This is a genomic window from Clostridioides sp. ES-S-0054-01, from assembly GCA_021561035.1.
GTDB lineage: Bacteria > Bacillota > Clostridia > Peptostreptococcales > Peptostreptococcaceae > Clostridioides.
This window is the reverse complement of record CP067346.1, coordinates 2,717,038-2,743,274: the sequence shown is the minus strand read 5'-3', so window position 1 is coordinate 2,743,274 and position 26,237 is coordinate 2,717,038. Positions and strand designations below refer to the sequence as shown.

Sequence of the window (26,237 nt, the reverse complement as noted above, 5' to 3'; positions counted from 1 at the left end):
GTGAATATTATGTTAAATTATATATTAACATTACAATTAAAGACAGAAAAGTTTCAAGAAGATATTATATGTAATACTTTTGATAAGTATAGAAAAGTATATAATTCATGTTTATCAGAACTATTTAAAAGATATAACCACATGATAGAATCTAAGGAGTATCAAGCAAATTGTAAATATAAGGGTAAAGATAGAAATAAAATATTTAATGATATTACTAAGAAATATAATTTGACAGAGTATTCACTTCATAATTTTGTTAAACCTATTTGTAAATATTATAAATTACATTCTGCTATATCTCAGAAAATAGCCACAAGATGTTTTAATGCTTTTAGTAAGCAAATAAAGCATCATCAATGTTTTTGACTATGTTAGACAATAAGTTAAAATATAATGGTGAAAAATTATATAAGATAGATACTGCTAAATGTAGAGCTAGTCAATATAATCACTTTTCAGATGAATACAATAAGAAGGAATTAAAAGAGAGATGGAATAAGGGTGTGGATATTCAAAGAGATTGCTATTCTGCATTTTTAATAATGAATGTTAATGAATATTTAAAATCAATCAACAGAGAATTGTGTATTGAGACATATGATAACTTTAAAGTATTACATGACAAAGAAATAAGTAGATTAAAGAAATTAAAATTAAATGGTTATAAATTAATATCTAGTATGGGGATATAAAAACCATATAGGTTGAGAAACGAGCCTAATATTAATGTTAATGGTGTCAACAGATACTTTGTTAATAAAAGTCTTAGGGAATATGATTAGTGATAATATGTTGTAGGTTATGATTTATTGTAACTGAGAGTATTATAGAAATTCATGTAGTACCTAAGAACCCCATGCCTTTAGGCGTGGGAGTTTCAGAATTAATTGTAATTATGACATATTTATTTGGAAATATTTTCAATTTATACAAAGAGGTGACGTTATGGATAGAGTAGCATTTACACTGTTTGGAATAGACATCATGTGGTATGGAATACTTATGGCATGTGGAATGATTTTAGGGACTTTAATAGCAATAAAGGAGTCAAAAAGAGTAGGAATTAAAGAAGATGATGTATTAAATATAGCTATAATAGCAATACCAGTTGGATTAATCTGTGCAAGAATCTATTATGTAGTATTTAATTGGAGTTATTATGCTCAAAATATGTCTCAAATATTTAATTTTAGAGGTGGTGGACTTGCTATACATGGAGGGTTAATTGGTGGAATATTAGCGGGTTATATATACACTAAGGTCAAAAATATTAATTTCTTAAAAATGGCTGATACAGTTATACTTGGAATGCCTTTAGCACAAGCTATTGGGAGATGGGGAAATTTTATTAATGGAGAGGCACATGGAGGTGCTACTAATTTACCCTGGGGAATAATGGTTGATGGAGTGAAGGTACATCCAACTTTTCTATATGAGTCTATATGGGATTTTGGAATATTTATAGTTTTATTACTATTTAGAAAAAATAAAAAATATGAAGGTCAAGTTATAGTCACTTATATAACTTTATATTCAATTGGAAGATTTTTTATAGAAGGATTAAGAACAGATAGTTTAATGTTAGGTCCACTTAGAATGGCACAAGTTATAAGTCTAATCGGGGTTATTGGAGGTATAATTGCACATATCTATTTATTAAAGAAAAATAAAAACAATATTAATGAAGAATAGTTTAAAAAGTGAATTTAAGGAGGTAACTATGGAATTTCATCACGTATCAGTTCTTTTGAATGAGTGTATAGAAAATTTAAATATAAAGCAAGATGGAGTGTATGTTGACTGTACCATGGGAGGAGCAGGACATTCTAAAGAAATAGTAAAAAAACTGTCAGATAAGGGATTATTTATAGGGTTTGACCAAGATAAAAATGCTATAAGTACAGCAAAAGAGAGATTGAGTGAATATGAAGGTAGAGTGAAGTTTATTCACAGTAATTTTGAAAATATAAAAGAGGAATTAGAAAAAATAGGAGTTTATAAGATTGATGGTGTATTAGCTGATTTGGGAGTTTCATCTCATCAACTTGATGAAGCTGATAGAGGATTTTCTTATATGCAGGATGCGCCACTTGATATGAGAATGGATGTTAGGTGTGAGTTTTCTGCATATGATGTTGTAAATACTTATACAGAAGAGGAACTATCTAAGATAATAAAAGATTATGGTGAAGATAACTGGGCTAAACGAATAGCCAAGTTTATAGTTGAAGAAAGAGCAAATAAACCAATAGAAACTACAGGTGAATTGGTAGATATAATTAAAAAGGCTATCCCTAAAAAAGCTAGAATAGATGGACCTCATCCAGCCAAAAGAACTTTTCAGGCTATACGAATAGAGGTAAATAATGAACTTGGAGTAATTACAAACATGATAAATGATGCTTCTTCCATAATGAATGAAGGTGGAAGAATCTGTATAATAACATTTCATTCATTAGAAGATAGAATAGTAAAAAATGCATTTAAATATCTAGCATCAGATTGTATATGCCCACAACATTTGCCTATATGCCAATGTGACAAAGAATCTGAAGTAAAAATAATAACTAGAAAACCAATATTACCTAGTAAGGAAGAAATAGAAGTAAATCCACGTTCAAGAAGTGCTAAGTTAAGAGTAGTAGAAAAAATATAATTTATAGAATTTAAGATTAAAGAGTAGTACTATATAAATAAGATTTCTTATAATAAATTAAAGATTATGATATATTCTGTTGTACTAGTAAGGTAATTATAAAATAATTGATACTATAAGAAGTGTGAGCAACAGTTACTTGTTATTGATATGTATAATGAAGATTGAGACATAAAAAATATATATAGGTAATATTATGTAATATGATAAAGGGCTTAGTAATCGAAAATAGATAAAATAGTTACATATTGTATTTATGGAAGAAATTATCTAAAGATACTATAAGTGATAAAATTAAATAAAAATTAATAGCTAACCTATAGATTCAATATAAAAGTATAAGTGAATTTATAGGTTTTTTGTTGTGTATAGAAAAAAATACAATTAGATTGTGCAATAGTGTATTAATTTAGCGATGAAATTTTAGAGGAGGAAATATAATTAACAACAAATATAGTATAGAGGAAAATTTAAACTATATACTATTGGGGTGATAATTTGAAAAAAAATTATAAAATACATAATCTAAATGAATATAAAAATAAGAAAAAGAATAATTATAAAAAGAGAAATAATAAAAAAATAGGGGTTAAATGCATTTTATTGATTGCAATTTTTGCAGTAATAATATTAAATCTATGTGGTTATTCAAAAATCTCAGAAATGAGGTACGATATTTATTATTTACAAAAAGATTTAAGAAAAAAGGAGATAGTATTAGAGGAACTAAAGGCAAAAGAAACTGAAAAAACATCGATAAAAGAAATTGAGCTAAAGGCAAAGGAATTGCTCAATATGGACTATCCAAAAGATGGACAAATAAAGTATATAGATGTGGATAACTAGGGGGAATAGATTTGAGAAAAGTAAAGAGAATAAGTAAGAAAAGACTAGTACTCGTTCTTATTCTAGCATGTGCATTGTTTTTTTGCCTCGTTATTAGGACTGGGTACCTACAACTTATGAAAGGAAATTGGTTAAGTACAAAAGCTCTAGAACAACAAACAAGAGATATACCAATAGAACCCAAAAGAGGAACTATATATGATAGAAATATGAAAGAGTTAGCAGTAAGCGTAACTAAGTATACTGTTTGGTGTAAACCTGTAGAAGTAGAAGATAAAAAGGAAGCAGCTGAAAAGGTAGCTGATATTTTGGACGAAGATTATAAAGATATTTACGCTTTAATAAGCAAAAAAAATATGGCTCTTGTAAAAGTGAAAAGATGGATAGATGATGATAAGGCAAGTCAAATAAGAGATGCTAAATTAAGTGGAATATGGGTAGCAGAAGATAATCAAAGATATTACCCATATGGGAATTTTGCGCCATATGTACTAGGACATACTTCTTCAGATGCAACGGGTATATCTGGTATAGAAATGCAATATGATAAAAAATTAAAAGGAAAACCTGGAAAACTTATAGTAAGTACTGATGCTTCAGGAAGAGAAATACCACAAGGAATGGAAAAATATTATGAGCCTGTACAAGGTAACGGTCTTGTGTTGTCTATAGATGAAGTAATTCAACACTATACTGAAAAAGCAGTACAGAAAGCGTATGAGTTAAATAATGCAAAAAAAGTTACTGCAATAGCTATGAACCCTAAAACTGGTGATATACTTGCTCTAGCATCAAAACCAGATTATGACCCTAATGATTCAAGAACGCCAATATATCCATATTATCAAGAAGAGCTTGAAAAGTATAATGATAAAGATAAAATAAAAGGATATTATCAAATGTGGAGAAATCCAGCAGTAAGTGATACATATGAACCAGGTTCTACATTTAAACTTATTACATCTTCCAGTGCTCTTGAAGAAGGAGTAATTAAAGATGGAGAAAAATTCACATGTACAGGTAGTGTAACTGTTGGAGGAAGAAAGATTAAATGTTGGAGACATTATAGACCTCATGGAACACAAGAGTTTAAACAAGCAGTACAAAATTCTTGTAACCCAGTATTTGTTGAGCTAGGAAGTAGATTAGGTGTTGGAAAAATGTATGATTATATAGAATCATTTGGTCTTATGGATAAGACAGGTATAGATTTACCAGGAGAAGCTAAGGGAATATTGTATAACGAAAAAAATGTAGGTCCAGTTGAATTGGCTACAATATCATTTGGTCAATCTATATCAGTAACTCCAATACAACTTATAACAGCTATATCATCAATAGCTAATGGTGGAGATTTAATGCAACCAAGGGTGGTAAAATCTTATACTGACAATAAAGGTAATATAACTGAAACAGTAAAACCAAAAAAAGTAAGAAGCGTTATATCTAAAGAAACATCTAAGAAAATGTTAGAAATTGCAGAGTCAGTTGTAACTGAAGGTGGAGGAAAGATAGCATATATACCAGGTTATAGACTTGGTGGTAAGACAGGTACAGCTCAAAAAGTTATAGATGGTAAGTATGCTCCAGGAAAGTATATATGTTCATTTGTTGGAATAGCACCTTGTGATGACCCACAAATAGTAGTTCTTGCTATTGTTGACGAACCAACAGGAGTAAGTGCGTTTGGTAGTACTACAGCAGGACCAATAGTGAAAGAAATAATGAATGATTCTTTAAAATATTTAGGAGTTAAACCAGTGTATAAAAAAGAAGAAAAAGCTGAGTATGAAAAGAAACAAGTTAAAGTGCCAGATGTAAGAAATCTAAAAATCGGTGATGCTGTAAAGGCATTGGAAGATGTGAAGTTAAAACCAGATTTAGATGCAGATATAGAACTTCCAGAAGATACAAAGGTAAAAGACATATTCCCAAAACCTGGAGTAAAAGTTAATGAAGACTCAAGTATAACCCTATATTTTGACAACTAAAAAGTAACAGATAATTAACATATACCCATAAACATCTTCAAAAAAACAGAAATATAGTATATAATTATAAAGTTAAGAGTTATCGTAGGCAATGTATATATAACGGTATACATTGCCTTTTGTTGCTAAGAGAATATAGCTAAGGTTTTAAAGGAGGAGTTTAATAATGGAGTGCTTAACAATAAAAGAGTTAGTACTTGCAACTAATGGGAAGTTAATATATGGAGATTATAATGACTGTGTAAGTGATATAGTTATAGATAGCAGGGAAGCAAATGCCCAAAGTGCATTTGTAGCCATAGTTGGAGAAAATTTAGATGGGCATACATTTATGAAGTCCGCATATGATAGTGGATGTAAAACTTTTATAAAAAATGAAAGTAATGGAATAAAATTAGAAAGTTCGGATATAAATTTAATAGAGGTAAAAGATACATCCTTGGCTCTAGGAGATATTTCAAGATATTATAAAGAAAAATTTGATATTCCATTTATAGGTGTTACAGGTAGTGTAGGGAAAACTACTACTAGAGATATGATATTTTCTGCCATATCTGCAAAGTTAAATATACTAAAAAATGAAAAAAACTTAAATAATCATTTTGGAGTTCCATTGACTTTATTTAATCTAAATAAAGAACATGAGTGTGCGGTAATAGAGATGGGTATGTCTGGATTTAATGAAATAAAATATCTAGTGGATATAGTAAATCCCAAAATTGCAGTCATATCGAATATAGGATTATCACATGTAGAAAAACTAGGTTCACAAGAAGGTATTTTGAAAGCAAAGATGGAGATTACTTCAAACTTTGATGAAACAAATACTTTAATTGTAAATGGAGATGATAAGTTTTTATCTACATTAAAAGAAAAAGAACATGTATATGAGTTAAAAACATTTGGCTTCAATAAAAATAATGATATTTATTGTGAAAGTTATACTATGGAAGAGGATAGTTTGACATTTACATGTTTTATAAATGGAAAAAAAGAGGAAATATTTATACCAACAATAGGAGAACATAATATATATAATGCAATGTCTGCTATATTGGTTGGTTTGTGTCTAAATATTTCTTTAGATTATATAAAAAAAGGTTTAAAAAACTTTAAAGGGACAAAAATGAGACTAGATATAATAAAAAATGAAAAATTGACAATAATTAATGATTCATATAATGCTAGTCCAGATTCTATGGATGCTGCTTTAAAGATACTTGGAAGATATAAAGGGAGAAGAGTAGCAATACTTGGAGATATACTCGAAATGGGTGAAATTTCAGAGTATGGTCATAGATTAGTCGGAAAATCATCTATAAATAATACTGATATTATAATAACTATAGGTGAAAACTCAGTGTTTATTGGAGAAGAGGCAAAACAATTAGGATTCAATTCAGCCAATATATATCACTTTGAGAATAAAGAAGATGTATTTAACAAGTTAAATGAATTAGTAAAAACAGGAGACACTATTTTAGTAAAAGGCTCAAGAGGCATGAGATTAGAAAAAATAGTCGAATATCTAAATAAATAAGCTTAAACTAATGAGTTGATTGACAAGGGAGAGGAGTTTTATGATGTTAGGAATAACAGAGCTTACGTATACCGCATTGATTGCGTTTTTAATAGTAATCATAATAGGACCAATATTTATACCGATGCTTAGAAAATTTAAATTTGGTCAGACAGTTAGAGATGATGGACCTCAAACGCATCTAGCCAAAAATGGAACACCTACTATGGGTGGAATTATAATGATAGTTGCAATTTTAATAACTGGGCTTACAAGAGTAAAGGTCAGTCATGATATGGCAGTTGGTCTTATATGTATCGCTGGTTTTGGTTTTATTGGTTTTTTAGATGATTTTATAAAAATAAAGCTAAAAAGGTCACTTGGACTAAAAGCATATCAAAAAATAATCCTTCAAGTTGCATTATCTTTTTATGTTGCTTTTTATCAGTATACATCATCATCAAGTGCTTCACAACTTATGATACCATTTACGGATTTTGTAATAAACGTTGGAATATTATATATACCAATAATGATGTTTATAATTGTAGCAATAGTAAATGCTGTAAATTTGACTGATGGGTTAGATGGATTAGCATCAGGAGTAACTTTAATAGTTTCTGTATTCTTTATGCTATTTGCAAGTTCTATTGCTGGAAATACAGAAGTTGCAGTTTTAGCAGCAGCAACTGTTGGAGCATGTTTAGGATTTTTAGGATTTAATTCATATCCGGCTAGAGTGTTTATGGGAGATACAGGTTCAATGGCATTAGGTGGTGCAGTTGTAGCATTTTCAGTTCTAACTAACTCAGTGCTTATAATACCTATAATTGGAGGAATTTATTTTGCAGAGGCTCTATCAGTTTTAATTCAAGTTGGATATTTTAAAGCAACAAGAAAGAGATTCTTTAAGATGGCTCCAATACACCATCATTTTGAACAGTGTGGTTGGCCAGAAACAAGAGTTGTATTTATTTTTTGGATTATTACAGTTGTTTTAGCTTGGATAAGTATAATAGCAGTATTTTAGGCCTAGGGGGAATGAAAAATGGACTTAAAAGGAAAAAAAGTTTTATTAGTAGGACTTGCAAAAACTGGTATATCTACAATTAAACATTTAGATAAATTGGGTGCGAGTATAATAGTGAATGATATAAAAGATGAAAATAAATTGAGAAACATACTTGATGAATTGAAATCTATAAACGGCATAAAATACATATTAGGGCATCATCCAGAAGATGTGGATGGCATAGATATGGTTGTAGTGTCTCCAGGAGTACCACTAGACTTGCCATTCATATTGAAATTAAAAAATTCAGGCAAGTATATAATTGGTGAGGTAGAATTAGCTTTTAAATTATCAAGTAATCCAACTTTTATAGGAATTACAGGTACAAATGGCAAGACAACTACGACTAGTTTGGTAGGAGAAATTTTTTCAAGAGCCAAAAGAGATACATATGTAGTTGGGAATATAGGAAATCCTGTAATAGATACTATAGAAACTTCAAATGAAGAGTCTGTGCTTGTAACTGAACTAAGTAGTTTTCAGCTTGAGAGTATAGATGAATTTAGACCTAAAGTAAGTGCTATATTAAATATTACAGAAGACCATTTAAATAGACACCATACTATGGAAAAATATATAGAAGCAAAGGCAAATATATTTATGAATCAAACTGCTGAGGATTTCTGTGTATTAAATTATGATGATGAGATAGTAAAAGGACTAGCTGATAAGTGCAATGCTAAAGTAATTTACTTTTCAAGAACTCAAAAAGTAAATGGAGGAGTATATTTAGAAAATAATGACATAATAATAGATATAGATGAAAAAATAAAATTTCTAAATAAAGATGATGTAAGTTTACCTGGAGGTCATAATTTAGAAAACTGTATGGCAGCTATATTAATAGCATATGTCTGTAAAGTTGACTTAGAAGTTATAAAGGATGTACTTATGACATTTAAAGGAGTGGAACACAGACAAGAGTTTGTAAGAAACTTAGATAATGTAATATATGTAAATGATTCAAAAGGAACTAATCCAGATTCTACTATAAAAGCTGTACAGTCTTACAATAGACCTATAATACTTATAGCAGGAGGAATGGATAAGGGAAGTAATTTTGATGAACTTCTTGAAACTGCAAAGTCATATGTTAAATCATTGGTCTTATTAGGAGAAACTGCATCAAATATAGAAAATTGTGCTAAAAATAAAGGATTTAATGACATACATATAGTAAAAGATATGGAAGAAGCAGTTAAGACTTCTTATGAAATTTCAAAAAGTGGAGATATAGTGCTTCTTTCACCAGCTTGTGCAAGTTGGGATATGTATGAAAGTTTTGAAGTAAGAGGAAAAGACTTCAAAGATAATGTAAACAATTTAAAATAATCTCTTACCTCTAAACTTACTTAAATGGAAGAATGGAGGTAGATTAGTTGGATGCCTAAAGAAAATTTGAAAAAACAAATTGACATAAGGATGAAGACTGAGTTTGATGGAGTAGTGTTTTATACTACTATGCTTTTAGTATTTGTAGGAATAGTTATGGTGTTTAGTGCAAGTTTTATACAATCTTCATTTAAACACAATGATGCGTACTATTTTCTAAAAAAGAATGTAATATATGCTGTACTTGGATTTATAGTTATGATTATTACATCGAGAATAGATTATAGTTTTTGGAAGAAAAATGCTACAGCGATTGGAGCTATAGCAGTAGTACTATTATTGTTGGTTTTAACCCCTTTAGGGATAGAAGCAAATGGAGCAAAAAGATGGTTGGGAATAGGTGCTTTAACATTTCAGCCTGCAGAAATAGCAAAGTTTGCTACAATAATATTAACTGCAAAATTAATTGAAAAAAATTATGATAAAATAAAATCTTTGACAAAAGGTGTTGTACCACTTCTCGTAGTTCCAGGGATATTTTTTGCGTTGATAATACTTCAGCCAAATTTGTCAACAGCAGGTACTGTAATTCTGGTTACTTTTGTAATGATATTTGTTGCTGGAATGGATATGAAAATTGTATTTGCTATGATAGGAAGTGGGGCTGCTTTATTTGCTGCATTAGTAATTGCTGAACCCTATAGACTTAGTCGTGTTACATCATTTTTAGACCCTTTTCAAGACCCTCTTGGTAAGGGGTATCAGGTAATACAAGGTTTATATGCACTAGGTTCAGGTGGATTGTTTGGTTTAGGCTTAGGAAAGAGTAAACAAAAGTATTTTTATATACCAGAGCCACAAAATGACTTTATATTTGCTATAATAGGAGAAGAGTTAGGATTGATTGGTTGTATAATAGTTATTATGCTATTTGTAGCTTTAGTCTACAGATGTGTAAGAATAGCTTTGAAGACTTCTAATGTATTTGCTTGTATGGTTGTCATAGGTATAGGTGCACAAATTGGAATACAAGCAGCTTTAAATATAGCAGTTGCAACATCATCAATGCCAGCTACAGGTGTAGCACTACCATTTATAAGTTATGGAGGAACCTCACTCACCATCTTTATGGGAGCTGTAGGCATAGTGTTAAACATCTCAAAGCATGTCAAAATTAATTAACAGGAGATGATGATTTGATGAAAGTTTTATTATCAGGCGGTGGAACTGGAGGGCATGTGTATCCAGCTATAGCTATTGCTAACAAAATAAGAGATGAGCATCCAGACGCCGAGATAATTTTTGTTGGGACGGAAAAAGGGATAGAGTCAGAAATAGTTCCTAAGTATGGATTTGAATTAAAGACTGTAACAGTTCAAGGTTTTAAGCGAAAAATAGACTTCGATAATGTAAAAAGAGTTTTTAAGCTTTTTAAAGGTTTGGAACAATCAAGAAAGATTGTTAAGAAATTTAAGCCAGATGTAGTTATAGGAACTGGTGGATATGTTAGTGGACCTGTTTTATTTAATGCATCTATGGGGAAAATACCAGCCATAATACATGAGCAAAATTCTTTTCCAGGTGTAACTAATAAGATTTTATCCAAAACAGTTACAAAGGTACTTACAAGTTTTGAAGATTCACATAAAAGATTTCCTGAGGCAGCAGAAGAAAAGTTAGTTTTCACAGGAAACCCAGTTAGAAAAGAAATTTTGTTATCAAGAAAAAATATTGCAAGAAAAAATCTATCAATAAGTGAAGAAAAAAGAATGGTACTTTGCTATGGTGGTAGTGGAGGCTCAAGAAAAATAAATGATGCAATGAGACTTGTAATAAAGAACATGGTAAATGAAGATATAGCTTTTATATTTGCCACAGGCAAAAGCTATTATGATGAATTTATGGAAAGTATTAGCGATATAAATCTTAAGCCATACCAAAAGGTTGTACCTTACTTAGAAGATATGGCAAATGCACTTGCAGCAAGTGATTTAGTTATAGGTAGTGCAGGAGCAATTTCATTAGCTGAGATAACAGCTCTTGGAAAACCATCTATAATAATACCTAAAGCATATACTGCTGAAAATCATCAAGAGTATAATGCTAAGAGTATAGAAAAGCAAGGAGCAGGGATTGCTATTTTAGAAAAAAATCTAACTCCAGAAAGCCTAAATACAGCAGTATTTAAACTTTTAGGAGATAGAGAACTTTTGGTTGATATGGCAAATGCAAGTAAAACTATAGGGAAGCCTGAAGCCATAGACCTTATATACGATGAGATAATAAAAGTATACAATTTAACGCAAAAGTCAACTTCTAAAAAAACAAAAAAAGAAAAAATTGTTGAGGAAGTAAAAGAAATAAAAAAAGAAACGACTCCGAGTATAGAAAGTCAAGCTAAGGTAATAGGAATAAAGAAAAGGTAAATAAATATTTACCCCTAATTTATAATATATTAGATTTTCTAAATTATTATAAATTAGGGGTTTATTTGTATGTATACAAATTTAAATATATAAAAAGTATGTATCATACTATATTTATTTTGATGAAATATGGATTTATTTCTAATTTTTAATACTTTATTTGGATGTTATGTAACAAAATGAAAAAATTTGACTTTAAATATTATAATTTTTTTGTAGGAAAAATAAGCTCTAAAGGTGTATTTATTAACCAAAGGGGTTGATTATATTTGAAAAAAAGAAGAAAGTTAAATACGAATAATGTCATGATAGTTTTAGTCTTTATACTTATGTTATCTTTTGGTATATGTATAATTGTAAAAAGCGATTTATTTGATGTAAAGAAAATAGATGTAATTGGAAATAAGAGGGTAACTAAATCAAATATAATGAAAGAACTAAATATAAATCTACATGAAAATATATTTGCATACAATTTTAAAGATATGAAAAGTAAACTTATAAAAAATCCATATATAGAAAATGTGGAGATAAAAAGAAAACTTCCCAATAAGATAATTATAAGTTTAAAAGAAAAAGAAATATTTGCAGTATTAAAAGATGAAGATAATTATTGTTATATAGATAAAAAAGGCAACTTGTTGGAAGAACTTAGAGGTTCTAATGAAAGTAAAAAAGACTTAATAGTAGATGTAGATTATAGTGTAGATGAGACTAAATCTATAAAATTTAAAAATTATAAAACTAAGGAGAATGTATTCAAAACTTTAAATTATTTAAAAGAAGAAGGACTTTATAGAAAAGTAAATTATGTAAACTTAAGGAAAGAAAGCAATATAGATATACTTACAAGAAGCAATATAAAAATCTTACTTTCTAATGATGATAACTTAGATTATAATATATCTAGGGTAAGTAAAATTCTAATTGATCTTCAAAATAAAAATACTAATGGAGGGACTATAAATCTTAATTATGGGAAGTTGGCAGTGTATAGTCCAGAAGGATAGACAATTGTAAGGAAGTGATGTATTGAAAAAAAGATTTATAAATAAAAGTATAGTCATAGGAAGTATTGTATTGGGTGTTCTTGTTAGTTTACAACTTAAAATTATTAATATAGAAAATAGAGGGATGACAACTTTTAAAAGAGGAGAGCAACTTACAGAAGAACTTAAATCTTTAAAAAAAGAAAAAGAGGATTTACAGTCAGAAGTTAATAGTGTGAAGAAAGATATAGAGACTTATAGAGGCAAAAATAATGAAGGCGAACAAGATATACTTAAGTCAGAGATAGAAAAATATGAAACATTAGCTGGATATACAGATGTCGAAGGAACAGGTATAAAAATTGAGATAAATTCTACAAAAGACTTAGGAAACTTTGATAAGAACGATAGTGTACTATATAATTATGATTTATTATTATCAATGATAAATAAATTAAATTCCGCACAAGCAAGTGCCATATCCATAAACGACCAGAGAATAGTTTCTAATACATATATGTATTTAAAAGAAGACAAGCTTTATATGAATGACACTGTTATAAAAGAACCAATTATAATAAAAGCAATTGGTGATTCTGATACATTGGCTTCTGCACTCAATATAAAGTATGGTATTGTCTGGGAAATAGAAACGTATTATAATGCTAAAGTAAAAGTGACTAAAGAAGATAATATAGAAATAGATGGGCATAGTGATATAAACAAAGTAGAGGGGAAATAATAGTATGAAAAAGAAAATATTTATATTAGGAGCATTCATATTAGGCGTTTTCATATCAACCTATACAAAATCACTAGACCCCAATAGGGTGTACATAACGTTAAGTCAAACTGAAAGTATTGAGAGTGAGGTAGAAAATACAAAAAAAGAAATAAAAAATTTAAAAGAAACGCTTAAAAACAACAAAAAAACTTTGAATGAATATAAAGAAGCAAAAGAGAATGGAAATGAATCTATTCAAACACTTATGCAAAAAGAGCTTGAAGAAGTTAAAAAATTAAGTGGTTACTCAACTATTACAGGACCAGGCATAACTATTACTATGAAGGATAGTGAGAGAGAGTTAAAAGATGGTCAGAATCCAAATGATTTGATTATACATGATATAGATATTTTAAGAGTTTTAAATGATTTAAAAAAGGCGGGTGCAAAAGCAATTTCTATAAATGGGGAAAGAGTACTAGCAACAAGTAAGATAAAATGTTCAGGAGCTACTATTACAGTAAATGATACTACATATGGACAACCATTTATAATAAAAGCTATAGGAGATATAGATTTATTGAGTGCCGCTATAAATTCTCCAGAATCATATGCTAAGTCTCTTAAGGATATCTATGGAATCAATGTAAAAATACAGGAAAATAATGGAAATAAAGTGAATTTATTTGCAAAATAAAACGAAAAATACAAAAAAATAAAGAAAAAGTAAAAAAAATTAATAAAAAGGATTGTAATATAGTTGTGTTTCAAAGTAAAATAAAGAGGTGAAGATTTATGTTATGGGTTTTAGGAGGATTAGCATTTGGTGTAGTAGTAGGTTACTATATTCCATTTACATATTCTATGGATTATTCCATATATATGTCAGTAGCTATTCTTGCAATAATGGATTCTATCTTTGGAGCGATAAAATCCAGTTTTGAAGATAACTATGATAATGTAATTTTTGTTACTGGCTTCATAGGTAATGCTATATTGGCTATATTATTGACTTATATAGGAGAAAAACTAGGAGTTTCTCTTTATTATGTTGCTGTATTAGTTTTTGGTATGAGATTGTTTAATAATTTATCCATAATTAGGCGATATATTATTAGTAATATTATGAATAAAAAGCGTAGAAATTAAAGAGTATTTAATATATACATAAATTATTTTATACTTAAAGAGTAATATTTGACAATATAAGTAAGAAATTTAAAAAGGAAAATTTACGTTTTTGTGGAATATGTTACTTAAAGGTTAACAAAATAAAAGAAGAAAATGATATAATTAATACATACGATAACTTTGAATCATGAGAGAAGGGGGTTTATGATGCTAAACTTTGACGTAGAATTAGAAGAATGTGCACAAATTAAAGTAATAGGTGTAGGTGGCGGTGGAAACAATGCTGTCAATAGGATGGTAGAAGCTCAACTAAAAGGCGTTGAATTTATATCGGTAAATACAGATAAGCAAGCTTTATATACATCAAAAGCTGAATATAAAGTTCAGATAGGAGAAAAATTAACTAGAGGACTTGGAGCAGGAGCAAATCCAGAGGTAGGAAAAAGAGCTGCTGAGGAGAGTAAAGATGAGATAGTAAAGTTACTTCAAGGAGCTGATATGGTCTTTGTAACAGCAGGAATGGGCGGTGGTACTGGTACAGGAGCTGCTCCAGTGGTTGCAGGCTTAGCAAAGGAAATGGGCATACTTACAGTAGGTGTAGTTACAAAACCCTTTGCATTTGAAGGTAAGATAAGAATGAAGAACGCTGAAGGTGGAATAGCAGAACTTAAATCAAAGGTAGATACTCTTATAACAATACCAAATGATAGACTTTTACAGATAGTACAAAAAAATACATCAATGTTAGATGCTTTTGCAGTTGCAGATGATGTATTAAAACAAGGTATACAATCAATTTCAGACCTTATAGCAGTTGAAGGGTTAATAAACTTGGACTTTGCAGATGTTACTACTATAATGAAAGACAAAGGGCTTGCTCATATGGGTATAGGTAGTGCTAGCGGTGAAACTAGAGCAATCGATGCTGCTAGACAAGCTATTCAATCTCCGCTTCTAGAAACATCAATACAAGGAGCTAAAGGAGTACTTCTTAATGTTACAGGTGGTCCTAACTTAGGATTATTTGAAGTTAATGAAGCATCAACTTTAGTTATGGAATCCTGTGACCCAGAGGCAAATGTTATATTCGGAGCTTCTATAAAAGAAGATTTAGGTGATGAAATAATGATTACAGTAATAGCCACAGGATTTGAGGGATTACAAAATGGTGCCTTAGATTTAGATACTAAGCCTAAATCAAGCATACGTTCTTCATTAAATACAACAGTAAAACAAGCTGTAAAAGAAATTGAAGAAGAAGTAATTGCTGAGGAAAAAATAGAGCCTCCTAAAAAGGTAAGTATAATTGAAGAAGATGATGATGAGAGCATGGAGATACCTACATTCTTAAGAAGAAGAAGATAATATGTAAGCTTATAAAGAAGTCAATAGACTTCTTTTTATTTTGCCTAATTTAAATGGTTAGGTGTGTTTGGACTTTAAAAATACATTAAAATATTGCTAAAATGCAAAAACAAGTTCTTTAGTATAAAATGGAAATTAATATGTATAGAAAAAAAAGATAGTTATAGGAGCTAGTATAGTTTTTTGTGATTAGACAAGGGTAGTCTTATTTGTTAATATTAAATCTGAATTAAATGTAAATATTTGAGGAAAAAGACAAATTAAAGTCTGAAAGGGGATTAAGCATGATTAAACTAAAAAAGGTTCTTTCTTTAGTAATGATAGGTATTCTATCAGTATCAATTCTTGTAGGGTGTTCAAAAAAAGAAGATTCTAAAGGCAAAGATGGTAAAGAAAAGTTAGTTGTGTGGTCTGCACCATTAACGGATCATGATGCAGACGCATGGAAACCGATATTTGAAAAATTTGAAAAGGAAAACAACTGCGAAATTGAATTCCAGATAGTGCCATGGGATAACTACGCAGAAAAATATGCAACTGCAATAAGTGCAGGTGAAGGTCCAGATATAGGATACATGTATGCAGAAATGTTCCCTCAATTTATAGAAATGGGTGCAGTTGAAGATTTGACACCTTATCTAGAAAAATCAGGAACTTCAGATAATTATCTATACTTAGATGATGCAAAAATGATGGGTGGTATTTATGGCTTACCTATAGAAGCTGCTAATCCAGGTGTATTGTACTACAATAAAGATATACTAGAAAAATTAGGAGAGAAACCTCCAAAAACATGGGATGATTTTAAAAGAATATGTGAAAAAGCAACAAAAGACACTGATGGAGACGGAAAAATCGACCAGTGGGGTCTTGCACAAGGTTGGGGTTCTAAAGTATTTGGAAGTTTAAATTGGAATTGGTATCCTTATTTATGGCAAGCTGGTGGAGATATATATAATGATGATTTAAAATCAGTTAAGTTTAATAATGCAGAAGGTTTGAAAGCTGCAAACTTTATAAATGATATGAAAAAATATATTCCAGAAGATGCTTTATCAAAAGAGAGTAATGAAATGATTGAAAGTGTGTTTGGGCCAGGAAAAGCGGCATTTACTATAATGTTGTCTTCTGCCGCTACAAGTACGTTTGATAAATCATTCCCTGATTTAAACTGGGGATATGTAACATCCTTAGAAGATAAGACAGTTGGAAGTTTTGCTTCAGTAGATGATTTAACATTAATGTCAGCATGTAAAAATAAAGAACTTGGATTTAAACTTCTTGAATATATGTTAAGCAAAGAATCAATGGAAGCTTTCCACAAAGAAATACCTAGAGCCCCAGTCGCTAAAGGTGAAAAATACCAAGGAGACCCAAGATTTGAAGAAATGGTGACAAGAGATAAAGATATGTATAGACCATTGACAGTTGGACCTCATGGAGTAGAGATATATGAATATTTATGGAAACAACTTCAAATGATGATAGCTGGAGATATAACTCCAAAACAGGCACTAGATGAATCTGCAAAATATGCAAATGGATTATTAGCACAATAATTTAAATTTATATTTGAATTTACAGACTACATAATTTGGTTTTATATAAGTAAAAGATTTACTTGATATATTATTAAATTGTGTAGTCTTTTTTTATGGAAATATACCAAAAGTAGAACGAATAACTTCTACGTAGATATATTGGATTCTACAAAAAAATCTATTTGTTTGATATTAAAAAAATATCTTTTGGCGACATAAAGTATAAGACATATATCATTGTTCTTTTTAAATAGAATTTGTTTTGGATTCGACCATCAAAAGTGACATAAAATTTTGTACATACTATCTTATAATATGTTTAAAGGTTTTAAGGGGGGATACATGGTGTATATTGAGTACTATGTTATAGAAAACCTAGTAATAAATTATATTATTATAAGTTGTACTTCTATTCTTACTAAAAGATATAATCCTAAAAAAAATAAGTTATTGGGGGCTAGTTTAGGAGGTGCCTATTCTGTTGCTTATTTGTATCCATCAATGAATATACTATTTACTATACCATTTAAAATAATAATCATGAGTATAATAACTTTAATTTCGTTTAGAAGTAAGAGCAAAAAAGATTATGCTCGTGTAGCATTAGTTTTTTACTTAGTAAACATTTTTATTTCTGGAAGCACTTATTTTATAATTTATTTTACGGGAATAAGTCATTTAAAAATATCTTTCTTAATTGCATGTACTTATGTAAGTTGCGAATTATTAAAATACATTTATAAAGATTTGAAGATGCTTAAATACATTAAAGAGCTTACAAAGACTATAAATATAAATTTACTAGAAAAAAGTTTTTGCTGTAAGGCTTTAGTAGATAGTGGAAATTTGTTAAAAGACCCAATAAGTCAAAGTGATGTAATAATAGTTAAGTCAAGTGTGTTAGAAGGATTTATTCCAGAAAAACTATTAAATATTAATTATGAAGATATAGATATGAAAAAAGCACAAGAGATTATAGGAAGTTTAGATGATAAAACTTCAGGTAGAGTTAGAATAATACCTTATAAACATGCTGGAAGTAATAAGACAAGCATAATAATAGGTTTAAAAGCTGACTATGTAGAAGTAGATGAGCAAAAGATAGGAAATATAATACTTGGTATTTCAAATTTTAATGATAGGGAGTATGGAGCAATAATGAATCCAAATATATTGCCTGGATTTTAGGTGAAAATTTAAGGGGGACAAGGAATGTTACGATTGAAAGAAAGAATTATAAGCTTTATTACTATGTTAGGTATTAAATTAAAAATAATAAAGCCAAAGGGAATATACTATATGGGAGGGGCAAATATACTTCCTCCTCCATTAAAACCAGAAGAAGAAATGGAGCTTTTACAAAAACTAGAAACAGATGAAAGCGTAAAGTCAATTTTAATAGAAAGAAATCTTAGATTGGTAGTCTACATATCGAGAAAATTTGAAAATACAGGTATAGATGTAGAAGATTTGATTTCAATAGGAACTATAGGTTTGATAAAAGCAGTTAATACTTTTAAACTGAATAAAAATATAAAATTGGCAACTTATGCTTCAAGATGTATAGAAAATGAAATATTAATGTACTTAAGAAAAAATAATAAAAAGAAAACAGAAGTATCATTTGATGAACCTTTAAATATAGATTTAGATGGAAATGAACTTTTATTATCTGATGTTTTAGGTACAGAAAATGATGAAATATACAAAATAATTGAAGAAGAAATAGACAGAGATTTATTGGTTATGGCACTTGACAGATTAAGTGACAGAGAAAAGCAAATTATGGAATTAAGATTTGGTCTTATAGATAAAGGTATAGAAAAAACACAAAAAGAAGTTGCCGGAATGCTTGGAATATCTCAGTCCTACATATCTAGACTTGAAAAGAAAATAATTTCAAGATTGCAAAAAGAAATGAAAAAATTTGTATAATGTTAAATTAATTCTTCTTAAAAAGTATAAAAAAATTGGAAATGTAAATAATTTCAATAGATGAATACTTTTGAGAGAGGACTGAAAATATATGCAAGTTAATAAGGTTGAAATATGTGGTGTTAATACATCTGAACTTCCAGTTCTTAAAAATAAGCAAATGAAGGAACTTTTATTACAAATAAAAAATGGTGATGAAGAAGCCAGACAACAGTTTGTAAGAGGGAATTTAAGATTAGTCTTGAGTGTAATAAAAAAGTTTAACAACAGAGGAGAAAATATAGACGATTTATTTCAAATAGGTTGCATTGGTCTTATAAAAGCTATAGATAATTTTGATTTAAGTCAAAACGTAAGGTTTTCAACTTATGCTGTTCCTATGATTATAGGAGAAATTAGAAGATATCTAAGAGATAATAACCCAATTAGGGTAAGCAGGTCATTAAAAGATATAGCATATAAGGCACTACAAGTTAGAGAAAGATTAATTAGAACAAATTCTAAAGAACCTACAGTATCAGAAATAGCAAAAGAATTAGAATTAGAAGTAGAGTCAGTTGTAATGGCACTTGATGCCATACAAGACCCGATATCTTTATTTGATCCAGTATATCAAGACAATGGAGATGCAATATTCGTTATGGATCAGGTTCAAGATAAAAAAGATACTGATGAAAATTGGTTGCAAGAAATATCACTTAAAGAAGCTATTAAGAAATTAAATAGTAGAGAGAAGTTGGTGTTAGATTTAAGGTTTTACAAAGGAAGAACTCAGATAGAAGTTGCTGATGAAATCGGTATATCTCAAGCACAAGTATCAAGAATTGAAAAGAATGCTTTAAAAAATATGAGAAAATATGTATAAGTAATCCATGGACTGTAAACATTATTTTAATTTAAATGACCTATATAGGTCATTTTTTTTTACTTTAATACATATTTATTTTTAAAGAAAGGGTGAGTATAATATGATTAGAGTTTCTGATATAATGGAAAAAGAAATTATAAATGTAAAAAATGGAAAAAGGATGGGATTTATAATAGACATAGATATGGATATTCATGAAGGTAAAGTAGTCTCATTTACCATTTTTGGAGATGGAAATAGAAGTTTTTTTTCAAGAGGAGGGGATGAAGAAGTTATATTTTGGAATGATATACTTAAAATAGGTTGTGATACAATAATAGTAAATATAGGTTCAGAATTAAGCTTAGATGAGTTTGAGATATAGTTAAACAAAGGAGGAATATGGATGCAATGTCCTTATTGTAATTATAAAGAATCAAAGGTAATAGATTCTAGACATACAGATTTAAAATCTATCAGAAGAAGACGTGAATGTGAATCATGCAAAAAGAGATTTACTACGTATGAGAAAATAGAAACAACTCCTCTAATGGTCATTAAAAAGGATAATAGCAGGGAGTATTTTGATAGAGAAAAAATAAAATATGGGTTATTAAAAGCATGTGAAAAAAGACCTGTGTCTATTGAAGAGATTGAAAGTATTGTTGTACATATTGAAAATGAAATAAATAAATGTTTTATAGAAGAAATTGAAACCAAAAAAATTGGTGAGATGGTAATGGATAAATTGAAAGATTTAGATGAAGTTGCCTATGTGAGATTTGCTTCTGTGTATAGACAGTTTAAAGACATAAATACTTTTGTAAATGAACTTAAAAGTATATTGATAGAAAAAGGAGACAAATGATGAAAGATTATATAAATATAAAAAATGTACAAGATATTAAAGAGTATGTTAATTTAAATGGTAATTGTAGAGAACTTGATGAAAAATTAAATTCTATAAATCTGGTTATAACATGTAAGAATATAGATGCAAAAAATAGAGAAGATATGTTAAAAGTATGCAAAGAATGTGATTTAACATTTGAAAACTTAACTAGTAATTCTCAAATACATTCAGACATAGTTAACATAGTCAATAAAGATACTATAGGGAAAAGAATAGATGGAGATGCACTTATAACAAACTTAGAAAAAGTACCACTTTTATTGTTTACAGCAGATTGTGTACCTATATCAATCATAGATGCTAAAAATAAAGCCATAGGACTGGTTCATGCAGGCTGGAGAGGTACTTTTAGTAATATAGGTCATAAAACAATAAAATTAATGTCTGAATGTTATAAAACAGTTCCTGAAGACTTAGTATGTATAATTGGACCATCAATTGGACCTTGCTGTTATGAAGTATCTGAGGAGTTAGTAGAAAAATTTAACACAATTCTTACAAATAATGATGAAAAGTTCTATATAATAAAAGAGGGAAGTTACTATTTAGATTTATGGAAAATTAATGAGTATATGCTGAGATGTAGTGGAGTTAAAAAAGAAAATATAATAAATTTAAATTTATGCACTAGTTGTAGGGCAGATGAATTCCACTCTTATAGAAAACATAATAAGGTATCAGAACGAATAGGAACGGTACTACAGATAAAATAGAGAGGAGCTTTTTAATGAATACTAAAGTGCTTGTTATAGACGATGAAATGCATATAGTTGAGCTATTAAAATTCAATTTGGAGGTGTCAAATTATGAAGTTAGTTATTCATATGATGGGTTTGATGGGTTTATAAAAGCTAAGGAAATTAAACCAGATTTAATACTTTTAGATTGGATGTTACCAAATATAAGTGGAATAGAAGTTTTGAGAAAAATAAGAAGTGACAAAGATTTAAAAAATATTCCTGTTATAATGCTTACTGCTAAGAACATGGAAAATGACAAGGTTGAAGGGCTTGAAATAGGTGCTGATGACTATATAACTAAGCCATTTAGTATAAAAGAGTTGTTAGCTAGGATTAGTTCTGTTTTAAGAAGATATAACTTGACTAGCTTAGGTGAAGAAAATAATATACTTACTACAGGTAATTTAAAACTAGATTTATCAAAGCATGAAGTTACTAAAGGTTCTGAAAAGATAGAGTTAACGCTTAAGGAATTTGAATTGTTAAAATTATTAATTCAAAATAAAGGAAAAGTACTTTCAAGAAATTATCTATTGGATAAAATATGGGGGTATGAATACTATGGAGAAACTAGAACAGTAGATGTTCATATAAGATATTTAAGAAAAAAAATAGAAGATGAAGATAAATCAGAAAAATATATAGAGACTATAAGAGGTGTAGGATACAAAATAGATTAAAAAGGTTATATTTTAGGAGTGTTATCTTGTGGAAGAATTAAATAGTATATATTTTTTTATTGTTATGTTGTCTATAGCTATTGTGATATTAGCTGTGAGATATACAATAACGTTAAGAAAATATTTAAAGGAATTTATATACGTCTCAAAAAAAGTAAGTAATAATGAATATCATGCTAGACTTAATATATCAGCCAAAGGAGAACTTGGAGAATTAGCTAGAAATTTTAATCATATGATAAAGAATATGGATAAGACATTAGAAGAAGTACAATATAAGCATTTACAGTTAAGGTCTATATTAAAGAGTATATCTCATGGAATTCTGGCTATAGATGTGAATGGAAATATACTTCTGATAAATGATGAGGCAAAAGAAATGATAAAAAGTGAACCAAATCAGCTGGTTGAAGGTCACAACATCAATGTTGTAATAAAAGATGAAGAAATATTAAAACAGATACTTCGATTTATTGGTTCTAAAGATAATGAAACTGCCAATATTACTACTAAAGATGATATAGTATATAAAATAAAAGTAGACCCAGTTTATCTTCAAAATACTAACAATGTAATAATAGGTTCGATAGTAAATATAGAAGATATTACTAAAAAAGTTAAGCTTGAAAATATGAGAAGTGATTTTGTTGCAAATGTAAGTCATGAACTTAAAACACCTCTTACATCTATAAGTGGATTTGTTGAAACACTAAAGTCAAATGAAAATATAGATGTGAATACTAGAAATAGATTCTTAGAAATAATAGAAAGTGAATCAGATAGATTAAAAAGATTGATTGATGATATATTATTATTATCATTTGTAGAAAATAAAGATACTCTTCTTATGGAAAATGTTGTAGTATATGATGTATTTAAAGAGGTGTATGAAATAACTCAACATTCAGCTAGTGAAAAAAATATAGAAGTTTTATATAAATGTGATGATAAGTCAATAAGTATATTATCTAATAAAGATTATATAAAGCAAGTGTTTTTAAACCTAGTTGATAATGCTATAAAGTATACTCAGGATAATGGGATTGTACAAGTTGTAGTGTTAAAAGATGAAGAAAAAATAGTAATTAAAGTTATAGATAATGGTGTAGGGATACCAAAAGAAGATGTAGAACGCATATTTGAACGATTCTATAGGGTAGACAAAGCAAGAAGTAGGGATGTAGGAGGAACGGGTTTAGGATTGGCTATAACAAAGCATATAGTTAAATCGCTAAATGGATGTATAAAAGTAAAAAGTGAACTTGGTATTGGTAGCGAATTCATAGTTACAATATTACAAAAAAATTTCCTTAAATAGAAGGGAATTTTTTTTGTTTTTTGCACAAACTATATAAGAGAAGGAGCTGAGAAAATGGAAGAAAGTTTATTGAATGCAAGTTTATTTAGACACTCTTTTATAGTTGCATTAGTTGTAGGAATTTTATGTAGAGGATTAGTTTTAAGAGTTACAGACAAACAATACCCATCAAGACCACAAGATTATTTGGAACAGATAATTATATCTGGGCTTTCAGCTTCATTAGGTGCGATAGCGTTGCCTGCACTTATAGATAAGGAGTTTGCAGCATTGACATTTTTTGCAATAGCAATACAACAATTTCAAGGTCTTGCAGAACAAGAAAGAATAACATTAAAGAATATCGACAATGAAGAATTAGTACCAAAAGGTGATGCTTATGTGGAAGAAATAGCATCTACGTATGAATCTAGAAGTTATATAAGTCTCTTTTCTGCACTAGTATCTTCTATAGTTTATATTGTTTTTGCAAGAAAGTATGACCTTAGCTTTTTTTATTGTACAGTACTAGCTATTGTGTCAGGAGCTCTTGTAGGGTTAATTTTTAGAAGATTTTTAAGAAGAAACAGTATAGCAGATATAGCGGATATAGTTCCTGCGAAAATAAGTTTTGAAGGACCTATTTTAATGGTAAATGGAGTAATAATAACTAATATAGGTTTAGAGAGTACAAGAGAAAGATATAGAAATGAATGTTTAGCTATAGAAATTATACCAAGAGACTTAGGTGCATTTGGAATAGTAAATGATTTAGGACAAAGACAAGCTATAATACATAATCTATTTATTCATATGGGTATAGATAAAGATGTAGATGAGGTTGATATTGTAGCTATATCTAAGACTAACTTAAAAAAAAGCACTGTAGTTATACCATATATACCAATACTTAAAGATATAGACATCATGATAGATGTAGTGAAGAGTACACCTATTATAGAGACATCAAAAGGAAAACAGAGTGATTTTTCTAGAAAAACTTTGTAGATTTAAATGTAATATTTTAAATTAAATATTTTAGGAGTGATTTAATGGATAGAGTATTTTTTATTGCAGTTATTATTGGTATTATATCTAGAGTTATAATGTTGAATTTAGACAAGAAACAGTACCCGACACAACCAAACGTTTTATTATCTCAGCTTATATTAGCTTTTGTTGCATCTTCATTAGGAGCATTGTTGGTTCCAGCTCTTATAAACCGTTCTTATACATCTATAACATTTTTGTCTCTAGCAGCAGAGCAATTTAGACAAGTAAGAGCAAATAGAAGGAATACACTACAAAACTTAGAGGAAGTTCAACTTGTAAAGAGAGGAGCTGCCTTCATAGAAGAGATAGCTAGAACTTATGAAGTAAGAAATTATATGTGTATAGTTACATCTTTTTTAACAATAGGATTATATTATGTAATACTTTCAGAGACAAAAATAAGTGAAGGTATGAGTTTGGTAATAAGCTCAATTTGTGGGCTATTATTAGCTTTTATACTAAAAAAACTCCTTACTAGAAAAAGTATTGGAGATATAGCCGATGTAATGCCTGCTGAGATTAGTTTTGTGGACGAGTCTATATTAAAGATAGGAGAGTTAAAAGGTATAACAAATATAGGTCTAAAAAGTGATAGAGAAGTATATATTAATAGAGGTGTAGGAATACAAATAATTCCTAAAAATAAAGATTATGCTAATGCAGGAATATTATTTGATTCAGGTCAAAGACAGGCAATAGTATACAATATATATTCAAGGTTAGGCTTATATGGAGATTATGGAGAACCTTCATTTGTACCATTACCTAGAAGGAATAAAGAGGATGAAAGTATAATGATTGCTTATTTACCAGTGGATAAGAATGTAGAAAAAGTAATGGAAGCTGTAAAGTCATGTCCAATACTTTCAAGCTCTAAAGGAAAAAACTTATCACTAAAAAAATATAAAATAGAAAAGAAAGGAAGTGTATAAGATGGGAATGGATATAGGTTTAAATGAATATACCCTAGCTATAGTTACACTGGACAAGAATATGAAAAATGGTGGAGGTTGTCCAATATTTTATGCAAATGATGAGAAAGACTTACAAAATAAGGCGATGCTCATGTCAAAGTGTGTAGGTGGAATGGTTCATGATATGACAAATGGGACGTTAATCATAGTAAAACATTAAAATTATAAAATTTTTAATAACAAATAATATTCAAATTTTTAAG

The 26,237-nt window shown here is 29.0% G+C and carries 28 protein-coding genes; all 28 read left to right on the top strand.

The window, feature by feature from the left end; all coding sequences use genetic code 11:
* Positions 1–9: 9 nt before the first annotated feature.
* Positions 10–369, top strand: coding sequence for a hypothetical protein (locus JJC02_12890; GenBank protein ID UDN53792.1), 360 nt, complete (start codon positions 10–12; stop codon positions 367–369).
* Complete coding sequence (locus tag JJC02_12885) at positions 360–695, top strand: hypothetical protein (GenBank protein ID UDN56457.1); 336 nt, start codon at positions 360–362, stop codon at positions 693–695. The genes JJC02_12890 and JJC02_12885 overlap by 10 nt, the downstream gene beginning before the upstream one ends.
* A gap of 253 nt (positions 696–948) precedes the next feature.
* Positions 949–1,695, top strand: a complete 747-nt coding sequence (locus JJC02_12880) for a prolipoprotein diacylglyceryl transferase (protein ID UDN53791.1) — start codon at positions 949–951, stop codon at positions 1,693–1,695.
* A gap of 28 nt (positions 1,696–1,723) precedes the next feature.
* A complete protein-coding gene (gene rsmH, locus JJC02_12875) occupies positions 1,724–2,659 on the top strand; it encodes a 16S rRNA (cytosine(1402)-N(4))-methyltransferase RsmH (GenBank protein ID UDN53790.1) in 936 nt (311 codons plus the stop codon).
* A 498-nt stretch (positions 2,660–3,157) separates the two neighbouring features.
* Positions 3,158–3,505 (top strand): hypothetical protein, encoded by a 348-nt coding sequence (locus JJC02_12870; GenBank protein ID UDN53789.1) that lies wholly within the window; start codon positions 3,158–3,160, stop codon positions 3,503–3,505.
* Positions 3,506–3,516: 11 nt separating this feature from the next.
* Positions 3,517–5,496, top strand: coding sequence for a stage V sporulation protein D (locus JJC02_12865; protein ID UDN53788.1), 1,980 nt, complete (start codon positions 3,517–3,519; stop codon positions 5,494–5,496).
* A gap of 166 nt (positions 5,497–5,662) precedes the next feature.
* Positions 5,663–7,036, top strand: coding sequence for a UDP-N-acetylmuramoyl-tripeptide--D-alanyl-D-alanine ligase (locus tag JJC02_12860; GenBank protein ID UDN53787.1), 1,374 nt, complete (start codon positions 5,663–5,665; stop codon positions 7,034–7,036).
* Positions 7,037–7,076: 40 nt separating this feature from the next.
* A complete protein-coding gene (locus tag JJC02_12855) occupies positions 7,077–8,045 on the top strand; it encodes a phospho-N-acetylmuramoyl-pentapeptide-transferase (protein UDN53786.1) in 969 nt (322 codons plus the stop codon).
* 18 nt (positions 8,046–8,063) lie between these two features.
* Positions 8,064–9,419, top strand: a complete 1,356-nt coding sequence (locus JJC02_12850; GenBank protein UDN53785.1) for a UDP-N-acetylmuramoyl-L-alanine--D-glutamate ligase — start codon at positions 8,064–8,066, stop codon at positions 9,417–9,419.
* Positions 9,420–9,470: 51 nt separating this feature from the next.
* A complete protein-coding gene (spoVE, locus tag JJC02_12845) occupies positions 9,471–10,601 on the top strand; it encodes a stage V sporulation protein E (GenBank protein UDN53784.1) in 1,131 nt (376 codons plus the stop codon).
* A gap of 17 nt (positions 10,602–10,618) precedes the next feature.
* Positions 10,619–11,845: an undecaprenyldiphospho-muramoylpentapeptide beta-N-acetylglucosaminyltransferase gene (gene murG / locus JJC02_12840; protein ID UDN56424.1), complete on the top strand. Its 1,227-nt coding sequence runs from the start codon at positions 10,619–10,621 to the stop codon at positions 11,843–11,845.
* Positions 11,846–12,114: 269 nt separating this feature from the next.
* Positions 12,115–12,855 carry an FtsQ-type POTRA domain-containing protein gene (locus JJC02_12835; GenBank protein ID UDN53783.1) on the top strand — a complete coding sequence of 247 codons (741 nt, stop codon included), beginning with the start codon at positions 12,115–12,117 and terminating at the stop codon, positions 12,853–12,855.
* A 22-nt stretch (positions 12,856–12,877) separates the two neighbouring features.
* Positions 12,878–13,576 carry a DUF881 domain-containing protein gene (locus tag JJC02_12830; protein ID UDN53782.1) on the top strand — a complete coding sequence of 233 codons (699 nt, stop codon included), beginning with the start codon at positions 12,878–12,880 and terminating at the stop codon, positions 13,574–13,576.
* 4 nt (positions 13,577–13,580) lie between these two features.
* Positions 13,581–14,255, top strand: a complete 675-nt coding sequence (locus JJC02_12825; protein UDN53781.1) for a DUF881 domain-containing protein — start codon at positions 13,581–13,583, stop codon at positions 14,253–14,255.
* 98 nt (positions 14,256–14,353) lie between these two features.
* Positions 14,354–14,707: a small basic family protein gene (locus JJC02_12820; protein UDN53780.1), complete on the top strand. Its 354-nt coding sequence runs from the start codon at positions 14,354–14,356 to the stop codon at positions 14,705–14,707.
* 189 nt (positions 14,708–14,896) lie between these two features.
* Positions 14,897–16,054, top strand: coding sequence for a cell division protein FtsZ (gene ftsZ / locus JJC02_12815; GenBank protein ID UDN53779.1), 1,158 nt, complete (start codon positions 14,897–14,899; stop codon positions 16,052–16,054).
* A 284-nt stretch (positions 16,055–16,338) separates the two neighbouring features.
* Positions 16,339–17,613 (top strand): sugar ABC transporter substrate-binding protein, encoded by a 1,275-nt coding sequence (locus tag JJC02_12810; protein ID UDN53778.1) that lies wholly within the window; start codon positions 16,339–16,341, stop codon positions 17,611–17,613.
* Between the two features lie 297 nt (positions 17,614–17,910).
* Entirely contained in the window at positions 17,911–18,783 is an 873-nt protein-coding gene (locus JJC02_12805; protein ID UDN53777.1) for a sigma-E processing peptidase SpoIIGA, read from the top strand.
* A gap of 24 nt (positions 18,784–18,807) precedes the next feature.
* Positions 18,808–19,530, top strand: coding sequence for an RNA polymerase sporulation sigma factor SigE (gene sigE / locus JJC02_12800; protein UDN53776.1), 723 nt, complete (start codon positions 18,808–18,810; stop codon positions 19,528–19,530).
* A gap of 91 nt (positions 19,531–19,621) precedes the next feature.
* A complete protein-coding gene (gene sigG, locus JJC02_12795; GenBank protein ID UDN53775.1) occupies positions 19,622–20,395 on the top strand; it encodes an RNA polymerase sporulation sigma factor SigG in 774 nt (257 codons plus the stop codon).
* Positions 20,396–20,498: 103 nt separating this feature from the next.
* Positions 20,499–20,762, top strand: a complete 264-nt coding sequence (locus JJC02_12790; protein UDN53774.1) for a YlmC/YmxH family sporulation protein — start codon at positions 20,499–20,501, stop codon at positions 20,760–20,762.
* Between the two features lie 21 nt (positions 20,763–20,783).
* Positions 20,784–21,245, top strand: a complete 462-nt coding sequence (gene nrdR, locus JJC02_12785) for a transcriptional repressor NrdR (protein ID UDN53773.1) — start codon at positions 20,784–20,786, stop codon at positions 21,243–21,245.
* On the top strand, positions 21,242–22,003 hold the full coding sequence (gene pgeF, locus JJC02_12780; GenBank protein ID UDN53772.1) for a peptidoglycan editing factor PgeF: 762 nt from the start codon (positions 21,242–21,244) through the stop codon (positions 22,001–22,003). Before nrdR ends, pgeF begins: the two co-directional genes overlap by 4 nt.
* A 14-nt stretch (positions 22,004–22,017) precedes the next feature.
* The gene (locus JJC02_12775) at positions 22,018–22,710 is read left to right on the top strand and encodes a response regulator transcription factor (protein ID UDN53771.1); all 693 of its coding nucleotides are present in this window, start codon (positions 22,018–22,020) and stop codon (positions 22,708–22,710) included.
* A 28-nt stretch (positions 22,711–22,738) separates the two neighbouring features.
* Complete coding sequence (locus tag JJC02_12770; GenBank protein UDN53770.1) at positions 22,739–24,028, top strand: ATP-binding protein; 1,290 nt, start codon at positions 22,739–22,741, stop codon at positions 24,026–24,028.
* Between the two features lie 54 nt (positions 24,029–24,082).
* On the top strand, positions 24,083–25,015 hold the full coding sequence (locus JJC02_12765; GenBank protein ID UDN53769.1) for a YIEGIA family protein: 933 nt from the start codon (positions 24,083–24,085) through the stop codon (positions 25,013–25,015).
* A gap of 44 nt (positions 25,016–25,059) precedes the next feature.
* Entirely contained in the window at positions 25,060–25,992 is a 933-nt protein-coding gene (locus tag JJC02_12760; GenBank protein UDN53768.1) for a YIEGIA family protein, read from the top strand.
* Position 25,993: 1 nt separating this feature from the next.
* Positions 25,994–26,194 (top strand): hypothetical protein, encoded by a 201-nt coding sequence (locus JJC02_12755; GenBank protein ID UDN53767.1) that lies wholly within the window; start codon positions 25,994–25,996, stop codon positions 26,192–26,194.
* Positions 26,195–26,237: the final 43 nt, after the last annotated feature.